Raw genomic sequence first — 16,792 nt, 5'->3', positions numbered from 1 at the left:
CCGTAGCGGCGGGCCGCTTACGATTCCGCCTTCGCCGGTGCGGCCGGCTTCGCGTTATCCGCGAGCGGCGCGGACGGCGCATCGCCGCCCGTCATCGGGACCATGTGCGGCTTCACCTGCTCGCCCGGGCGCACGCGCTGCGTGCCGTTCACGATCACGCGATCGCCGGCGGACAGGCCGCTCACGATCACGCGCCGGTTGCCGTGCTGCAGGCCCTGCTGCACTTCGCGATACGACACGCGGCCCTGCTGGTCGACGACGAACACGAACTTCTTGTCCTGGTCGGTGTTGATCGCCGCGTCGTCGACGAGCAGCGCCTGGTGCGGCGCGCTGCCGCCCACCTTCACGCGTGCGTAGAGACCCGGGACGAGCGCGCCGTCCGCGTTGTCGAAACGCGCGCGCACGCGGATCGTGCCGGACGACGTGTCGAGCCGGTTGTCGACCGAGTCGATCTCGCCGCTGCGCGAGTAGCCGGTTTCATTCGCGAGACCCAGCTCGACCGGCACCTTGCGGCCGTTGCGCGCGCCGTTGATGTATTGCAGGTAGGTCTGCTCGTCCGCGTCGAACGATGCGTAGATCGGCGACACCGATACCAGCGTCGTCAGCGGCGCGGCCGACGCACCGGCCGACACGACGTTGCCGAGCGTGATTTCCGCGCGCGACACGCGGCCCGACACGGGGGCGGTGATGCGCGTGTAGCCGAGATTGATGCGCGCCGTTTCCAGCGCGGCTTCGGCGGCCTTCAGGTTCGCGCTCGCCTCGCGCGCGGCGTTCTGCTTCTCGTCGTAGTCGCGCTTCGCGATCGCGTTGTCGCCGATCAGCCGCTGCGCGCGCTGCCAGTCGCTCTGCGCGTAGCCGTTGCGGGCCTGCGCGGCGGCGAGCTGCGCGGCCGCGCGGTCGGTTTCGGCCTGATACGGGCGCGGGTCGATCACGAACAGCACGTCGCCCTTCTTCACGAGCGCACCGTCCTTGAAGTTCACCGCGACGATCGTGCCCGACACCTGCGGGCGCACGTCGACTTTCTCGACCGCCTCGAGGCGGCCCGAATAGCTTTGCCAATCGGTGACGGTCTGCGGCACGACAGTCGCGACGTCGACTTCCGGCAGCGGCGCCGCCGCTTTCTCGGGTGCGTTCGCGTTCACGCGCATCGCGCCGAACGTGCCGAGGCCGACGACGGCAAGCGTCACGATCGCCGCGGTCGCGATTCGGGAGCGGGAGGTGCGTAGGATGGCCATGTGGATCTCCAATAAGCGTGGATTGGTCTGGTTATTCGGAACGGTTCGGCTGGCGCGCCTGGAAGCGGCACTGGAAGAAGCGCACGGCCTCCTCGAGCGCGGCTTCGTGCGTCGCGAGCGACGCGTGCGTGACGTCCGGGTAGCGGATCACCTGCGTGAGCACGCCCGATGAAATCAGGCAGCTCGCATATTTCTCCGCTTCGACGTGCAGCACGTCGTTCTGCGCGGTGACGACGAGCGTCGGCGGCAGGCCCGCGAGGCGCACCGATTCGAGCGGCGCGGCATACGGGTGCATGCGCTGCGCCGCCTGCGGCAGATAGGCGCGATAACAGGCCGCGCATTCGCGCGCGGTGATGTCCGATGAAAGGCGTTCGGCGTCGCCGATGCGCGTCATGCTCGGGTCGAGCATCGGCCCGAACAGCGCCTGCGCGGCGATCGACACTTCACCGCGATCGCGCGCGATGAACGCGAGACAGTTCGCGAGCTGGCCGCCCGCGTCGTGCCCCGCGACGCCGATCTTCTTCGGATTGCCGCCGAACGCGCGGGCGCGCGTCGCGGCCCATACGGCGGCGCGATACGCATCCTCCGGCGCGGCCGGAAAAGGAAAGGCCGGCGCGAGCGAATAATCGACCGACACTACGAGAGCTGGTAAGCGTTCTGCTAAAAAGCGCGCGGCGAAGTCGGCGTCGTCGAGCGTGCCGCGCACGAAACCGCCGCCGTGGAAGTAAAGCACTACCGGCAGTCCGGTCTTGTCCGCACGCCGATAGAGGCGCAGCACGATGTCCTGCGCGTAGCCGGGAATTTCCACTTCCGCGACCGTCAATGCCGCGCCGGCTCTGGCTTCGGCGGGCAATGCGGCTTTCAGGAATTTGCTGAATTCAGAAGCGTCCATGACGATGCAGCATCCATTTCGAGATGGAACGAATTCTGGGTCCGGCAGACATTGGGATAAATGCCTATAATCCGGCAACACAATTCAACACCCCCGAACAATCCCAGGCTGCGCCGCCTACAAAGCGGCGCAGCCTTCTTGTTCCGGCGGCAAATTAGATTGCGGAGGTTGTGATGGACCGGCTTCAGGCCATGCAGGTGTTTACTCGCGTCGTCGATACAAGCAGCTTCACCAAGGCAGCAGAAACGCTCAGCCTGCCGCGGGCATCCGTCACGACGATCATCCAGAATCTCGAAGCATTTCTCGGCGTGCGCCTGATGCACCGGACCACGCGCCGCTTGTCGCTGACGCCTGACGGCGCCGCGTACTACGAACGCTGCGTGCGGATCCTCGCCGATGTCGAGGAAACCGAAGCAAGCTTCCAGAACAACAACCGGAAGCCGCACGGAAAGTTGCGTATCGACATGCCGGGCTCGATCGGGCGGCTGCTCGTGATTCCGTCGCTGTGCGAATTCCACACGCGCTATCCGGACATCGACCTGCAACTCGGCCTGTCCGACCGACCGGTCGACCTGCTGCAGGAAGGCGTCGACTGCGTGATCCGCGTCGGTGCGCTGCAGGACTCGTCGCTCGTCGCGCGCCGCGTCGGCCTGTTCGAATGCGTGTCGGTGGCGTCGCCCGCGTATCTCGAGAAGCACGGCGAGCCGCACGCGATCGAGGACCTGGGCGACCACCGGGCCGTCAACTACTTCTCGAGCCGCACGGGCCGCACGATCGACTGGACCTTCCTCACGGACGGCAAGGAAGTCGAGGTCAAGATGAACGCGATCGTGTCGGTCAACGACGCCGATGCGTACGTGACCTGCGGGCTCGAAGGCTTCGGCCTGATCCAGCCGCCGTTGTTCATGGTGCTGCCGCACCTGCGCGACGGCCGGCTCAAGGAAGTGCTGCCCGGCCTGAAACCGCTGCCGATGCCGATCTCGGTCGTGTATCCGCACAGCCGGCACCTGTCGCCAAAGGTGCGCGTGTTCGTCGACTGGATCGCCGAAGTGTTCGACCGCTGCCCGCTGCTGAGCGGCAAGGGCAGCCTCGACGCGACGTGCAGCAAGCGCACGTTCGAGGAAGCCGAGCGCGCGCCGGCGCTCGACACGCCGGTCATCAACGAGTGGGTCGCGTAATCGTCTGAACCGCGGCGCGCGGGCTGTCCGGCTCGCGCGCCGTCCCGCCTTCGTGCCGCTGCGGTGTCGCCTTCGTGCCACCTTCCTCGCCGCGCACCTCGCCTTTTCCGAATCCGCATCACACCTTTTCGCCGCGTGTGGCAATGGTCCGCGCACGTCATTGCGCGAGCAGTGGTACACCGCCGCGAGGCCCGCTGCAGGCGGCTGCGGGCGATTTCGACATCCCCCTGACGACGTTGCGAATCGCGATTGTTCCTCGATCACGACAAATCAATTCGCGTCTGCCGCATTTATCGCGTCGGGACAGATACCTAGAGTAAACCCTGTCGCGCACCTCGTTGCGCATCGAACAGCCCCGTTTGACGGGACCGGAGCGAGCGCTCAGGCGCCAACTCCGACTAACACAGGAGTTACGTCATGAACCGCCGCCATCTTCTCTCCGCCGTCGCCCTCGCACTCGCCGTGTCCGCACCGGCCTTCGCCGATACGACCACCGCGCACGCCGGCGACTACGGCAACACGTCGTGGTACACGCAGCACAACGGCCCGCGCACGCGCGCCGAAGTCAGCGCCGAAGTCGAACAGGCACGCCGCGACGGCACGCTGGCCTGGCTGCGCAAGGCGAATTCGTATCCGCAAGGGCTCGAACTCGCGCAAGGCCCGTATCGCTCGATGCCGGAAAGCAACCAGCTCGCAGGCGGGGCCCGCTGAACGTCGGTAAACGCGCAACGCCGCGCAGCGGATGATCCACCGCGCGGCGTCGCGATACCGCCGTCCAACATTCGATTAGTCAGTTAGTTGCAGGAGTCTGTGATGAACGACCACCTTCCTTCGCCGCTCGATCATTGGGACGACACCACGCCGGTGTGGACGCCGTTCCGTTCCGCGCCGCAATCGCATTGACTACTTCGCGCCGACGTCTCGTCGACAGCGTGCGCCCGTCAACGGCGCGGCACGCCGTCGCGCCATTCGCCCCAGTGCGTGACGATGTCCTGCACGAGCGGGTTGCCGGCGCGATACAGGTTTTCGGTCGCCGGCGCGAAACCGCCTTGATCCGCGTAGTTCAGCAGGTTGTCCGCGCTCGTCTGCCCCGCATACGGCCGGTCGAAATCGGAGCCCGTGCGCAGCACCGCGACGCGCGACAGGTCGACCCGCTTCACGCTCGCCGCGCGCTTGAGCGCTTCGTACGTCGCGTTGTCTTCCTGCGCAGTCATGCAGTAGGTGCCCTTGCCGTCGGTGAGGATCTTCGTCCACTGACGCGCGCGCTCGCCGATCAGCGTGCCCGAGAACCACGTATTGCCCGATGACGTGTCGCACTGGATCACCGTCGGCGGCCGGTTCGCCGGCGCATACGTGAACTTCGCGCGCGCGGCTTGGGCCTGCGCGCTGTCGGCGAGCACGACGTTGCGCGAGAGCGCATACGCCGCGTCCGTCAGCTGCGGGTTGAGCTGGAATACTTCGGTGCGGTAGTCGAGCGGCGGCTTGTCGTTCGGGCTCTTCGTATTGATACCGAGAAAGCCGGTGTTCCAGCCGGCCGGAATCTCGCGCGCATCGAGTTCCCACTGCAGGCTGAAGTCGACCAGATATTTCGACCAGGCGGCGGAACCGACCGTGCCTTGCGCGGGGTCGACGCCCGCGATGCCCGACACGAGGAAGTACGTGCGACGCAGGTCGAAGCGCTGCGAGAACGTGAGCGCCATGATCGTCGCGGAGGCGTTCGCGTAGCCCATGCCGGTCGTCACCACGCACACGTCCTGCTTGTTGCAGTGAACGGCCGGATAGTCGGGCGACAGGCCGGGCACGGTGATGTCGCGCCACGGGCCGAGCCGGTCGAGCCATGCCTGGCCCTCCGGACCGAACATCGTGATGATCATGACCTTGACCGGGCGGCCCTGTGCACCGGTCTCGGCGAATGCAGCATTGCCCGCATCGTTGCCCTGGTGATCCTGCGCGATCGACGGCGCGGTCGCACAGGCGGCAAGCGAGAATGCAGCGGCGGAAAGGATGGAGCGAGTCAGCATCGGCGTTCCTTGTTTCGGTGATGTTGGGTGAGAACGGCTCTCGGAGACTGCGCGAGGGAGTATAGAACGCGCGTGCGCGATGCGGAACCCGGCTACGAAACGGCCCGCGGCGTTCGATCACGCGGTTCGTGTGCGCGTGGTTCGAACGATATCCGACAAAAAATCAGGAATGCCATTCGATTGGGCGACGCGACATCGCCGCTATCGATCGTGACCGGCGACGGCATCCGATTCGCTAAACGCGCAGCATCCCCGCGACGCCATAACCGAGCACGACGAGCGCCGCCAGCACATGGCTTGCCACGAGCCATCGGGGCGACTTCACGATGCGCCCGATCGCGCTGCCGCCGAACGCGAACACGAGTTGTCCGGCGAGACTGCCGGCAAACACGCACGCGGCGCCGAGCAGCCAGTGCCGGTGCGCGCCGGCAGCGGCGGTGGCGGTGGCATAGCCATAAAACAGCAGGATGGTCAGCGGATTCGCGAGCGTGACGACGAACATCGACGTGAACGGGCGCGTGCCCGGCGGCGGGGCGGCGCCATCCAGCGTGCGGCGCCGATCCTTCAGCGCCTGCCACAGCATGCGTGCGCCCATGGCGAGCAACACGAGCGCGCCGACGAAGCGGAACAGCGGCAGGTACGACGCGAGCGTGCTCGCGAGCATCGCGCCGAGCGTGAACGCGACGAGCGCATAGCAGCCGTCGGCCGACGCCACGCCGACCGCCGCGCGCACGCCGCTCGCGGTGCCGGCGCGCATCCCGTGGTTCGCGATCATCAGCGCGACGGGCCCGACCGACAGCGCGATCGTCAGCCCGAACAGGAAATCGTTCATCGGTCGTCGATGCCTTCGAGAGAAGGCATCGATTCTAGCGACCGACAGTGATCCGCGATAAGGAAACGCGTCAGGCGACGTCGACGCGCGCGGGGCCGTCCACCATCTCGCCGATCACGGCCGCGCGATCGAAACCGTCGGCGCGGAAGCACGCGAGCACGTCGTCGACCGCGTCCGGCGCGCACGCGACCAGCAGGCCGCCGGATGTCTGCGGATCGGTCAGCAGCGCCTGCGCGACCGTCGGCAGCCCGTCGGCGAGCCGCACGTCGGCGCCATACGCCGCCCAGTTGCGGCCCGATGCGCCGGTGAACACGCCGTCGGCGACGAACGCCTCGACGCCCGCCAGCCACGGCAGCGACGCGTAATGCACGCGTGCGGTGAGATTCGCGCCGCGCGCGAGTTCGAGCGTGTGGCCGAGCAGCCCGAAGCCCGTGACGTCGGTCAACGCATGCACGCCCGGCAGCGCGGCGAGTTCGGCACCCGGCCGGTTCAGCTTGGTGGTCGTCGCAACCATCTGTGCGTAGCCTGCGTCGTCGAGCTGATTCTTCTTCAGCGCGGCCGACAGCACGCCGACGCCGAGCGGCTTGCCGAGCACGAGCACGTCGCCCGCGCGCGCGGCCGCGTTGCGCTTCACGCGCGACGGATGCACGACGCCGATCGCCGCGAGCCCGTAGATCGGCTCGACCGAATCGATCGAGTGGCCGCCCGCGACCGGAATGCCGGCATCCGCGCACACCGATTCGCCGCCGCGCAGCACGGCCGCGATCGTCTCGTGCGGCAGCACGTTGATCGGCATCCCGACCAGCGCGAGTGCGAGAATCGGCTTGCCGCCCATCGCGTAGACGTCGGACAGCGCGTTCGTTGCCGCGATGCGGCCGAAGTCGAACGGATCGTCGACGATCGGCATGAAGAAGTCCGTGGTCGCGACGATCGCCTGCTCGTCGTTCAGCCGGTAGACGGCCGCGTCGTCGGAGGTCTCGGTGCCGACCAGCAGGTCCGGGAACAGCGCCGGCGGCGTGGCCCGCTTCAGCAGTTCGGACAGCACGCCCGGCGCGATCTTGCAGCCGCAGCCGCCGCCGTGGGACAGGCTCGTGAGGCGCGGAACGGCGGGCGGGGTGAGGGGGGCTTCGGTCATCGTCGGCATCCGGTGAATAACAACGCTCCATTATCGACAATTCCGCGCGAGCGCGCCGGATACCCACATAATTGACGGCGCTCGCCGCTCCCCTTCCCGTCCGCGCCTTCGTTCATGGATCACCTGTTCATCGGTCTCGTGCTGTGCTCCGCGTTGCTGCACGCGATCTGGAATGCCTTCCTCCATGTCAGCGAAGACCGGCTCGTCCAGCTCGGCACGATGTCGCTGCCGTATCTCGCGTTCGGCATCGCCGGCGCCGTGCTGCTGCCCGCGCCGGCGCCCGCCGCCTGGCCATATGTCGCGGCGTCGGCGGTGCTCGAGGTCGCGTACTGCTTCACGCTGGCGCGCGCGTACCGCAACGGCGAGTTCGGGCAGATCTATCCGATCGCGCGCGGGATTTCGCCGCTGCTCGTGTCGGTGCTGGCGCTCGCGATGCTGCATGAGCGGCCGACGCCGTTCGGCTTCGCGGGCATCGCGCTCGTGTCGTTCGGCATCATGTCGCTCGCGCTGCGACGCGGCTTCCGGTTCTCCGGCGAAGGCGTGCCGTATGCGCTGCTCACGGGCGTGTTCATCGCCGCGTATTCGATCTGCGACGGAATCGGCTCGCGCGTGTCCGGCAGCGCGCTCGGCTACATCGCTTGGGTGTATCTGCTGTGGAGCGTGCCGCAGCTCGTGCTCGTCTGCGTGCTGCGCGGCGGCCCGCGCGCGGTGCTCGCGTCGCGCACCGCGCTCGCGCAGGGCGCGATCGCCGGCACGATCTCGCTCGCCGCATACGGGATCGTGATCCTCGCGTATCGATACCTGCCTGTTGCGACGGTGTCGGCGCTGCGCGAGACGAGCTCGATCTTCGCGGTCGCGATCGGCTGGTTCGTGATGCGCGAGCGGCCCGGCGCGCAGCGGCTCGCCGCGTGTGTGCTGGTGGTCGCGGGCGCGGTGTTGATTCGGCTGTAGCGCATGCCGACGATCGGTTCGCACCTCGGAGGCGATCGTTGGCTCACCTGTCGACGGCCCGCCCCGCAGCGCGCGCATGCCGCCGTGCCGTTCCCGTCAGACCGTCGCGACGACCCGGTCGAACGCCCGCTCGTCGATCGCCTCGGCCAGCGTCGCAAACGCCGTCGCGATCTCATCCTCCGGCACACACGCATAACCGAGCAGCAAGCCCGATGCCGCACGTTCGCGCTGCGCGTAATAGCCGGACAACGGCCGCACGACGATGTTGCGTTCGAGCGCGGCCTGCGCGACCGCGCGATCGTCGACACCGTCCGGCAGCCGCGTGACGAGATGCAGCCCCGCATCGCTGCCGAGCGCCTGCAGCGTGTCGCCGTAGCGGCGCGCGACCGCGTCGAGCAGCACCTCGCGGCGCTGCCCGTACAGCGTGCGCATCTTGCGGATATGCGACACGAAGTGCCCTTCCGCGATGAACTCCGCGAGCACCGCCTGCTGCAACAACTGACCTTCGCGATACAGCTCGGCGCTCGCGGTCGCGAAGCTCTCCGCGAGCGGCTCCGGCGCGACGAGATACCCGACCCGCAGCCCCGGGAACAGCGTCTTGCCGAAGCTGCCGACGTAGATCACCTGCCCGGCCGTATCGAGCCCCTGCAGCGACGCGAGCGGCCGGCTGCCGTAACGGAATTCGCTGTCGTAGTCGTCCTCGATGATCCAGCAGCCGTGCTGGCGCGCGTATTCGAGCAGCATCCGCCGCCGCGCGAGGCTCATCACCATCCCGAGCGGATACTGATGCGACGGCGTGACGAGCATCAGCTTCGGCGGCTCGGCGAGATCGGCGGCCGACGGCGCGATCCCTTCGTCGTCGACCGGAATCGGCCGCGTGGTGAGCCCCGACACGTTCAGCACGCTGCGCACGCCCCAGTAGCACGGATCCTCGGTCCAGATCGCGTCGCCCGGATCGGTCAGCAGCCGCACCGCGAGGTCGATCGACTGGTGGATCCCGGTCGTGATCACGATCTGCTCGGGCGTGCAGCGCACCGAGCGCGACGTGCGCAGATAGTCGGCCAGCGCCTCGCGCAACAGCGCGAGCCCGCCGCCCGGCGCGTAGGTCAGCAGGTCCGGACGCAGGCGCCGCCAATACTTGTTGTGCAGCCGCGTCCACACGCGCGCCGGAAATCGCGACACATCGGGCACGCCCGGCATGAACGCGCCGCCCTGGCGCTTCGACACGCCCGCGCCTTCGACGAGCCGCGTGCCGCGCGAGGACAGCCGCCGCGCGGAAGCAGGCACCACCGCCGGCCCGGCGCCCGCGTCGGCCGGCGCGCCGACGATCTCGTCCGGCGCGCTGTCGGCGACGAACGTGCCGCGCCCCGTCGCCGAGTTCACGTAGCCTTCGAGCGCAAGCTGTTCGTAAACCTGCGTGACCGTGTTGCGGGCGATCCCGAGCTCCGCCGCCAGCAGCCGCGACGACGGCACGCGCGTGCCGGCCGGCAGTTCGCGCGACAGGATCGCCTGCTGCAGCAGGCGGTGCAGCTGCCGGTAGATCGGCTGTTCGCCGCCGCGCACGAGGCGCTGCGCCAGCCAGTCCGACAACACGCTTGCGCGCATGATTGGCTCCTGAATATTTATTGAAATGGCTCTGATTGCCAGAGCCAAATGTGATTATAGTCGCCTCCATGGGCTGCCAACGCGGCCGATTTTTATCCCACCGGGCAAAACATCAAGGAGATGACCGTGAAGAATGCCGACCTGCAGGCCCGCAAGAACGCCGCCACCCCGCGCGGCGTCGGCGTAATGTGTGATTTCTACGCAGCCCGCGCCGAGAACGCGGAGCTGTGGGATGTCGAAGGCCGTCGCTTCATCGATTTCGCCGCCGGCATCGCGGTGCTGAACACGGGCCACCGCCACCCGAAGATCGTCAAGGCGATCGCGGATCAGCTGAACAGCTTCACGCACACCGCTTACCAGATCGTCCCGTACGCGTCGTACGTCGAGCTGGCCGAAAAGATCAACGAACGCGCGCCGGGCGACTTCCCGAAGAAGACCGCGTTCTTCACGACCGGCGCCGAAGCCGTCGAAAACGCGATCAAGATCGCGCGCGCGGCAACCGGCCGTCCGGGCGTCATCGCGTTCTCGGGCGGCTTCCACGGCCGCACGATGATGGGCATGGCGCTGACCGGCAAGGTCGCCCCGTACAAGCTGAACTTCGGCCCGTTCCCGGGCGACGTGTTCCACGCACCGTACCCGAACGCGCTGCACGGCGTGACGACGGCCGACTCGATCAAGGCGATCGAGATGCTGTTCAAGGCCGACATCGATCCGAAGCGCGTCGCCGCGATCATCTTCGAACCGGTCCAGGGCGAAGGCGGCTTCAATCCGGCGCCGGCCGAATTCGTGCGCGCGCTGCGCAAGATCTGTAACGAGCACGGCATCCTGCTGATCGCCGACGAGGTGCAGACGGGCTTCGCGCGTACCGGCAAGCTGTTCGCGATGCAGCACTACGACGTGCTGGCCGACCTGATCACGATGGCGAAGAGCCTCGCGGGCGGCATGCCGCTGTCGGGCGTCGTCGGCCGTGCCGACGTGATGGACGCGGCTGCCCCCGGCGGCCTCGGCGGCACGTACGCGGGCAACCCGCTGGCCGTCGCATCGGCGCACGCGGTGCTCGACATCATCGACGAAGAGAAGCTGTGCGAACGCGCGACGCAGCTCGGCGACGTGCTGAAGGCGAAGCTGAATTCGCTGCAGGCCGACGTGCCGCAGATCGCCGACGTGCGCGGCCCGGGCGCGATGATCGCGGTCGAGTTCCTGAAGCCGGGTTCGGGCGAGCCGGACGCGGAATTCACGAAGCGCGTGCAGGCGCGTGCGCTCGAGCGCGGGCTGCTGCTGCTCGTGTGCGGCGTGTACTCGAACGTCGTGCGCTTCCTGTTCCCGCTGACGATCCCGCAGGCCGTGTTCGACGAAGCGCTCGTGATCCTCGAGGAAGTGCTGAAGGAAACGGTCGGCGTGCCGGCCTGAGTTCCCGTCCGCTTCAATTGAATGCGCCGCCGCCGTCTTCGTGACGGCGGTGGCCGTTTCATCCGTCCATTTCAAAGCAGGCGATTCATATGAGCACTGTTCAGGAAACCCTGGCACTGAAAGATCCGTCGCTGTTCCGCCAGCAGGCGTACGTCAACGGCGAATGGCAAGGCGCGGCGAACGGCGAGTCGTTCGAAGTCCGCAACCCGGCAACCGGCGGCCTGCTCGGCACCGTGCCGGCGATGGGCACGGCCGAGACGCGTCACGCGATCGAAGCCGCGAACGCCGCATGGCCGGCGTGGCGCAAGAAGACCGCGAAGGAACGCGCGGCGATCCTGCGCAAGTGGCACGACCTGATGATGGAAAACGCCGACGACCTCGCGCTGATCCTGACCACCGAGCAGGGCAAGTCGCTGGCCGAGGCGAAGGGCGAGATCGGCTACGCGGCGTCGTTCCTCGAGTGGTTCGCGGAGGAAGGCAAGCGCGTGTACGGCGACACGATCCCGACGCCGGCGAGCGACAAGCGCATCGTCGTGACGAAGGAAGCGATCGGCGTGTGCGCGGCGATCACGCCGTGGAACTTCCCGGCGGCGATGATCACCCGCAAGGTCGGCCCGGCGCTCGCGGCAGGCTGCCCGATCGTCGTGAAGCCGGCTGAAGCGACGCCGTTCTCGGCCCTCGCGATGGCCGTGATGGCCGAGCGCGCGGGCGTGCCGGCCGGCGTGTTCAGCGTCGTCACGGGCGACCCGAAGGCGATCGGCGGCGAACTGACGTCGAACCCGATCGTGCGCAAGCTGTCGTTTACCGGCTCGACGCCGGTCGGCCGCCTGCTGATGTCGCAATGCGCGGCGACGGTCAAGAAAGTGTCGCTGGAGCTCGGCGGCAACGCGCCGTTCATCGTGTTCGACGACGCCGATCTCGATGCGGCCGTGCAGGGCGCGATCGCGTCGAAGTACCGCAACAGCGGCCAGACGTGCGTGTGCACGAACCGCTTCTACGTGCACGAAGCCGTGTACGACCAGTTCGCGCAGAAGCTCGCGGCGGCGGTCGGCCAGCTGAAGGTCGGTCGCGGCACGGAGCCGGGCGTCACGCAAGGCCCGCTGATCAACGAAGCGGCCGTGCTGAAGGTCGAGGCGCACATCGAGGACGCGCTCGCGAAGGGCGCGACCGTCGTGACGGGCGGCAAGCGCCACGCGCTCGGCCACGGCTTCTTCGAGCCGACCGTGCTGACGGGCGTCACGCCGGCGATGAAGGTCGCGAAGGAAGAGACGTTCGGGCCGCTCGCGCCGCTGTTCAAGTTCGGCAGCGACGACGAGGTGATCCGCCTCGCGAACGACACCGAGTTCGGTCTCGCCGCGTATTTCTACAGCCGCGACATCGGTCGCGTGTGGAAGGTCGCCGAGGCGCTCGAATACGGGATGGTCGGCGTCAACACGGGCCTGATCTCGAACGAAGTCGCGCCGTTCGGCGGCGTCAAGCAGTCGGGCCTCGGCCGCGAAGGCTCGCACTACGGCATCGACGATTACGTCGTGATCAAGTACCTCTGTCTCGCCGTCTGACGGTTCGGGGCCTGTCGCGTCCGTGACAGGCCCTGACCGCCCGGCCGGAACCGGGCGGTCCCGACGCGGGCCGGTGCCCCTCTCCGCCGCGCCCGCGTCACCTCCCTCCGCCGCCTTCAACGAAACACGTTCACCGCATCGACGAGCCGCGTCGCCTGCTGCTTCAGGCTTTCCGACGCCGCCGCGCTCTGCTCGACCAGCGCCGCGTTCTGCTGCGTGATGTTGTCCAGATGCACGACTGCCTGGTCGACCTGCGCGACGCCCGTGCTCTGTTCCGCCGTCGACGAGCTGATCTCCGCGATCAGGTCTGACACGCGCTTCACCTGCGTGACGATGTCCTCCATCGTCTTGCCCGCGCCGTCGACGATCCGTGCGCCCGACTCGACCCGCTCGACGCTCGCGCCGATCAGCGTCTTGATTTCCTTCGCCGCGTTCGCGCTGCGCTGCGCGAGCGCCCGCACTTCACCGGCGACGACCGCGAACCCGCGCCCCTGATCGCCCGCGCGCGCCGCCTCGACCGCCGCGTTCAGCGCGAGGATGTTGGTCTGGAACGCGATGCCGTCGATCACGCCGATGATGTCGGAAATCTTGCGCGAACTCGCCGTGATGTCGTTCATCGTCGTCACGACCTCGCTCACCGCCTGCCCGCCGCGCTCGGCCGCCTCGCTCGCGGAAACCGACAATTGGTTCGCCTGCAGCGCCGTCTCCGCATTGCTCGACACCGTGGCCGTCATCTCGGCCATCGACGCGGCCGTCTGCTGCACGCTGGTCGACGCCTGCTCGGTGCGCGCGCTCAGGTCGTTGTTGCCTTGCGCGATCTCGTTGCTCGCGCGCTGCACGTTGTGCACCTGCTCGCTGACGTCGTCGACGAGCCAGCGGAACATCAGTCCGAGCTGGTTGATCGTGCGCAGCGTCATGCCGATCTCGTCGACGCGGTTCATCGCCACGCCGGTGCGGCTCTCGCCGGTCGCGACGCGCAACGCCTGGTCACGCAGCTGCATCAGCGGCCGCGCGATCTGCGCATCGAGCCACAGGCCGGCGGCCACCGACACGCCGGCCGTCGCGGCGCCGAACGCCGCGAGCCCGCCGCCGGCCAGCCCGCATGCCCAGCCCGCGCCGACGACGGCCGGCGCCAGCACGCACAGCGTCGAATGCAGCCGCGCGCGCACCGACATCGTCTGAAACAGCGACGCGACGCGCATCAGCCCGGTCCGGACGATCAATCCCTTGTGGAAACGGCGATTGCCGGCCTTGCCTTCGCGGAACGCGCGATACAGCGCGTCGGCCGCCGCGATCTCGTCGCGCGTCGCCTTCGTGCGCACCGACATGTAGCCGGTCGGCTGCCCGTTGCGCATCACCGGCACCGTATTCGAACGGACCCAGTAGTGGTCGCCGTTCTTGCGGCGATTCTTTACCAGTGCGGTCCATGGTTCGCCGTTCTTCAGCGTCGCCCACATGTCGGCGAACGCCTCCTTCGGCATATCCGGATGCCGCACGATGTTGTGCGGCTGACCTTCGATTTCCTCGGGGGAAAATCCGCTCACCTGAATGAACGCGGCATTCGCGTATTTGATGTAACTGTCCGCGTCGGTGGTCGACATCAGCGTCGCGTCATCGGGGAATTCGAATTCGCGTTGCGTGACAGGCTGGTTATTGCGCATGGTGTGGAGTTCCCGGTTGCGAATCTTGTGTCCGCTTGTGGATTGGATCGAGACCGTACGCATCGCGGCTGTCCCGCATGCGTTCGGTCACACTTCTGCGCTTTCGGCAAATCCGGCGAAAACATTATGCCGGCTGCGGGTAAATATGCATTAATTTCGCATCATCTTGATTCAGCCGAAAACTTTGTTTATACGTGAATCAAAAACCCCGTTTTATCAAATACTTGGCCGTCAATTGTCAGATCAATGTAAACATATCCTCCGCCCGGATTAGTGAATAAATCCGGGTTCGGAAATGAGAATCCCTCTCGTTCGATACATTCGAATCGAATCGGAAAGCCGGGATTTAACTGGCTCGCCGCGACGGAACGCGCAGACGCCCGCGCCCCCCGCCGATTACCGAAACACGTTTACCGCATCGACGAGCCGCGTCGCCTGCTGCTTCAGGCTTTCCGACGCCGCCGCGCTCTGCTCGACCAGCGCTGCGTTCTGCTGCGTGATGTTGTCCAGATGCACGACCGCCTGGTCGACCTGCGCGACGCCAGTGCTCTGTTCCACCGTCGACGAGCTGATCTCCGCGATCAGGTCCGACACGCGTTTCACCTGCGTGACGATGTCCTCCATCGTTCTGCCCGCATCGTCGACCCGGCGCGCGCCCGACTCGACCCGCTCGACGCTCGCGCCGATCAGCGTCTTGATTTCCTTCGCCGCGTTCGCGCTGCGCTGCGCGAGCGCCCGCACTTCCCCGGCGACCACCGCGAAGCCTCGCCCCTGTTCGCCCGCGCGCGCCGCCTCGACCGCCGCGTTCAGCGCAAGGATGTTGGTCTGAAACGCGATGCCGTCGATCACGCCGATGATGTCGGAAATCTTGCGCGAACTCGCCGTGATGTCGTCCATCGTCGTGACGACCTCGCTCACCGCCTGCCCGCCGCGCTCGGCCGCTTCGCTCGCGGACACGGCGAGCCGGTTGGCCTGCAGCGCGGTCTCGGCATTGCTGTCGACGGTGGCCGTCATTTCGGCCATCGACGCGGCGGTTTCCTGCACGCTCGACGCGGCCTGTTCGGTGCGCGCGCTCAGGTCGTTGTTGCCTTGCGCGATCTCGTTGCTCGCGCGCTGCACGTTGTGCACCTGCTCGCTGACGTCGTCGACGAGCCAGCGGAACATCAGCCCGAGCTGGTTGATCGTGCGCAGCGTCATGCCGATCTCGTCGACGCGGTTCATCCGCACGCCGCGGCGGTTTTCGCCGGTCGCGACGTTCAGTGCCTGGTCGTGCAGCCGTTTCAGCGGACGCACGATCTGCGCATCGAGCCACAGGCCGGCCGCCACCGACACGCCGGCCGTCGCGGCGGCGAACGCCGCGAGCCCGCCGCCGGCCAGCCCGCATGCCCAGCCTGCACCGACGACGGCCGGCGCCAGCACGCACAGCGCCGAATGCACGCGCGCGCGCACCGACATCGTCTGCGGCAGCGACGCGATCCGCAACAGCCCGGTCCGGACGATCAACCCCTTGTGGAACCGGCGCTGGCCGGCCTTGCCTTCGCGGAACGCGCGATACAGCGCGTCGGTGGCCGCGATCTCGTCGCGCGGCGCCTTGGTGCGCACCGACAGGTAACCGTGCGGCACGCCGTCGCGCATCACCGGCACCGCGTTCGCGCGCACCCAGTAATGATCGCCGTTCCGGCGACGGTTCTTCACGAGCGCGGTCCACGGCTCACCGCTCTTCAACGTCGCCCACATGTCGGCGAACGCCTCCTTCGGCATATCGGGGTGCCGCACGACGTTGTGCGGCTGACCGACGAGTTCGTCGTTCGAGAAGCCGCTCACGTATTCGAACGTCGTGTTCGCGTACGTGATGATGCTGTCGGCATCGGTGGTCGACATCAGCGTGACGTCGTCGGGAAATTCGAATTCTTGTTGGGTGACAGGTTGGTTGTTGCGCATGCAAGGCTCCGAAAGGCGGATCCGTCTGCGGGATCCGCGCGGCGCGAAAATCACGCTCAGTAGCCGAAAAACGGTTTATCGCTTTACGACGGTCTTGTCCTTACTGTCGGCAATCACCGGGAAATCCTGAGTCCGAAAGCGCCGGAAAATTTGAATTCCGTCGTCGACATGATTTCGATCAAGTAATGCCGCGATAATTGCATCCAGCGCTTTGCGGATACGGCCCGATGCTTTGCTGGATTACGTCAGGCGACGCATCGGTTCACATAACCATTGCGCACAGCGAAACGATTCAGCCTGCTCGGCTCCATTCGACCGGCATTTGAATTCGATGAAAAAATCCAGCAATCAATGGAATCGGAATCGGTCGTG

13 protein-coding genes are annotated in these 16,792 nt (G+C 67.1%); 5 read left to right on the top strand and 8 right to left on the bottom strand.

Annotated elements, in window-relative coordinates:
* Nucleotides 1–17: 17 nt before the first annotated feature.
* Nucleotides 18–1,235 carry a multidrug efflux RND transporter periplasmic adaptor subunit CeoA gene (gene ceoA / locus HWX22_RS05040; protein ID WP_059528484.1) on the bottom strand — a complete coding sequence of 406 codons (1,218 nt, stop codon included), beginning with the start codon at nucleotides 1,233–1,235 and terminating at the stop codon, nucleotides 18–20.
* A gap of 31 nt (nucleotides 1,236–1,266) precedes the next feature.
* Nucleotides 1,267–2,127, bottom strand: coding sequence for an alpha/beta hydrolase (locus HWX22_RS05035; protein ID WP_175915145.1), 861 nt, complete (start codon nucleotides 2,125–2,127; stop codon nucleotides 1,267–1,269).
* A 173-nt stretch (nucleotides 2,128–2,300) separates the two neighbouring features.
* On the opposite strand from HWX22_RS05035, the gene ceoR reads away from it, so the two are divergent.
* Complete coding sequence (gene ceoR / locus HWX22_RS05030; protein ID WP_059692278.1) at nucleotides 2,301–3,305, top strand: putative multidrug efflux transcriptional regulator CeoR; 1,005 nt, start codon at nucleotides 2,301–2,303, stop codon at nucleotides 3,303–3,305.
* Nucleotides 3,306–3,722: 417 nt separating this feature from the next.
* On the top strand, nucleotides 3,723–4,016 hold the full coding sequence (locus HWX22_RS05025; protein ID WP_059528494.1) for a DUF4148 domain-containing protein: 294 nt from the start codon (nucleotides 3,723–3,725) through the stop codon (nucleotides 4,014–4,016).
* Nucleotides 4,017–4,246: 230 nt separating this feature from the next.
* Here the strand turns inward: HWX22_RS05025 and HWX22_RS05020 are convergent, their stop codons facing one another.
* From HWX22_RS05020 to selD, 3 genes are all read right to left on the bottom strand, one after another.
* The gene (locus tag HWX22_RS05020; RefSeq protein ID WP_059528497.1) at nucleotides 4,247–5,326 is read right to left on the bottom strand and encodes a purine nucleoside permease; all 1,080 of its coding nucleotides are present in this window, start codon (nucleotides 5,324–5,326) and stop codon (nucleotides 4,247–4,249) included.
* A gap of 235 nt (nucleotides 5,327–5,561) precedes the next feature.
* Nucleotides 5,562–6,158 carry a LysE family transporter gene (locus HWX22_RS05015; RefSeq protein ID WP_059814928.1) on the bottom strand — a complete coding sequence of 199 codons (597 nt, stop codon included), beginning with the start codon at nucleotides 6,156–6,158 and terminating at the stop codon, nucleotides 5,562–5,564.
* Nucleotides 6,159–6,228: 70 nt separating this feature from the next.
* The gene (gene selD / locus HWX22_RS05010) at nucleotides 6,229–7,293 is read right to left on the bottom strand and encodes a selenide, water dikinase SelD (RefSeq protein ID WP_175908508.1); all 1,065 of its coding nucleotides are present in this window, start codon (nucleotides 7,291–7,293) and stop codon (nucleotides 6,229–6,231) included.
* Between the two features lie 114 nt (nucleotides 7,294–7,407).
* Between selD and HWX22_RS05005 the strand changes: the two genes are divergently transcribed.
* Nucleotides 7,408–8,244 carry a DMT family transporter gene (locus tag HWX22_RS05005; RefSeq protein ID WP_175908509.1) on the top strand — a complete coding sequence of 279 codons (837 nt, stop codon included), beginning with the start codon at nucleotides 7,408–7,410 and terminating at the stop codon, nucleotides 8,242–8,244.
* Between the two features lie 96 nt (nucleotides 8,245–8,340).
* Here the strand turns inward: HWX22_RS05005 and HWX22_RS05000 are convergent, their stop codons facing one another.
* Nucleotides 8,341–9,849: a PLP-dependent aminotransferase family protein gene (locus tag HWX22_RS05000; RefSeq protein ID WP_175908510.1), complete on the bottom strand. Its 1,509-nt coding sequence runs from the start codon at nucleotides 9,847–9,849 to the stop codon at nucleotides 8,341–8,343.
* A gap of 120 nt (nucleotides 9,850–9,969) precedes the next feature.
* On the opposite strand from HWX22_RS05000, the gene HWX22_RS04995 reads away from it, so the two are divergent.
* Both HWX22_RS04995 and gabD read left to right on the top strand, forming a co-directional pair.
* A complete protein-coding gene (locus HWX22_RS04995) occupies nucleotides 9,970–11,259 on the top strand; it encodes a 4-aminobutyrate--2-oxoglutarate transaminase (RefSeq protein WP_059528511.1) in 1,290 nt (429 codons plus the stop codon).
* An 89-nt stretch (nucleotides 11,260–11,348) separates the two neighbouring features.
* Nucleotides 11,349–12,818 (top strand): NADP-dependent succinate-semialdehyde dehydrogenase, encoded by a 1,470-nt coding sequence (gene gabD, locus HWX22_RS04990; RefSeq protein WP_175915144.1) that lies wholly within the window; start codon nucleotides 11,349–11,351, stop codon nucleotides 12,816–12,818.
* A gap of 116 nt (nucleotides 12,819–12,934) precedes the next feature.
* On the opposite strand, the gene HWX22_RS04985 is transcribed toward gabD, so the two are convergent.
* Together HWX22_RS04985 and HWX22_RS04980 are read right to left on the bottom strand one after the other, a co-directional pair.
* Nucleotides 12,935–14,479 (bottom strand): PAS domain-containing methyl-accepting chemotaxis protein, encoded by a 1,545-nt coding sequence (locus tag HWX22_RS04985; protein WP_175915143.1) that lies wholly within the window; start codon nucleotides 14,477–14,479, stop codon nucleotides 12,935–12,937.
* A 396-nt stretch (nucleotides 14,480–14,875) separates the two neighbouring features.
* Nucleotides 14,876–16,420, bottom strand: coding sequence for a PAS domain-containing methyl-accepting chemotaxis protein (locus HWX22_RS04980; RefSeq protein WP_175915142.1), 1,545 nt, complete (start codon nucleotides 16,418–16,420; stop codon nucleotides 14,876–14,878).
* Nucleotides 16,421–16,792: the final 372 nt, after the last annotated feature.

The sequence above is a fragment of the Burkholderia sp. BCC1638 genome, assembly GCF_902833195.1.
In the GTDB taxonomy this organism is placed as follows: domain Bacteria; phylum Pseudomonadota; class Gammaproteobacteria; order Burkholderiales; family Burkholderiaceae; genus Burkholderia; species Burkholderia diffusa.
The sequence above is the reverse complement of the archived record's forward strand: the minus strand, read 5'-3'. Positions and strand labels throughout refer to the sequence as shown.

Coding starts and splice junctions, on each gene's coding strand:
- selD (WP_175908508.1), bottom strand. CDS start 7,293: ATGACCGAAGCCCCCCTCACCCCGCCCGCCGTTCCGCGCCTCACGAGC.
- HWX22_RS04980 (WP_175915142.1), bottom strand. CDS start 16,420: ATGCGCAACAACCAACCTGTCACCCAACAAGAATTCGAATTTCCCGAC.
- ceoA (WP_059528484.1), bottom strand. CDS start 1,235: ATGGCCATCCTACGCACCTCCCGCTCCCGAATCGCGACCGCGGCGATC.
- HWX22_RS05005 (WP_175908509.1), top strand. CDS start 7,408: ATGGATCACCTGTTCATCGGTCTCGTGCTGTGCTCCGCGTTGCTGCAC.
- HWX22_RS05035 (WP_175915145.1), bottom strand. CDS start 2,127: ATGGACGCTTCTGAATTCAGCAAATTCCTGAAAGCCGCATTGCCCGCC.
- HWX22_RS04985 (WP_175915143.1), bottom strand. CDS start 14,479: ATGCGCAATAACCAGCCTGTCACGCAACGCGAATTCGAATTCCCCGAT.
- HWX22_RS05000 (WP_175908510.1), bottom strand. CDS start 9,849: ATGCGCGCAAGCGTGTTGTCGGACTGGCTGGCGCAGCGCCTCGTGCGC.
- HWX22_RS05015 (WP_059814928.1), bottom strand. CDS start 6,158: ATGAACGATTTCCTGTTCGGGCTGACGATCGCGCTGTCGGTCGGGCCC.
- ceoR (WP_059692278.1), top strand. CDS start 2,301: ATGGACCGGCTTCAGGCCATGCAGGTGTTTACTCGCGTCGTCGATACA.
- HWX22_RS04995 (WP_059528511.1), top strand. CDS start 9,970: ATGACCGTGAAGAATGCCGACCTGCAGGCCCGCAAGAACGCCGCCACC.
- gabD (WP_175915144.1), top strand. CDS start 11,349: ATGAGCACTGTTCAGGAAACCCTGGCACTGAAAGATCCGTCGCTGTTC.
- HWX22_RS05020 (WP_059528497.1), bottom strand. CDS start 5,326: ATGCTGACTCGCTCCATCCTTTCCGCCGCTGCATTCTCGCTTGCCGCC.
- HWX22_RS05025 (WP_059528494.1), top strand. CDS start 3,723: ATGAACCGCCGCCATCTTCTCTCCGCCGTCGCCCTCGCACTCGCCGTG.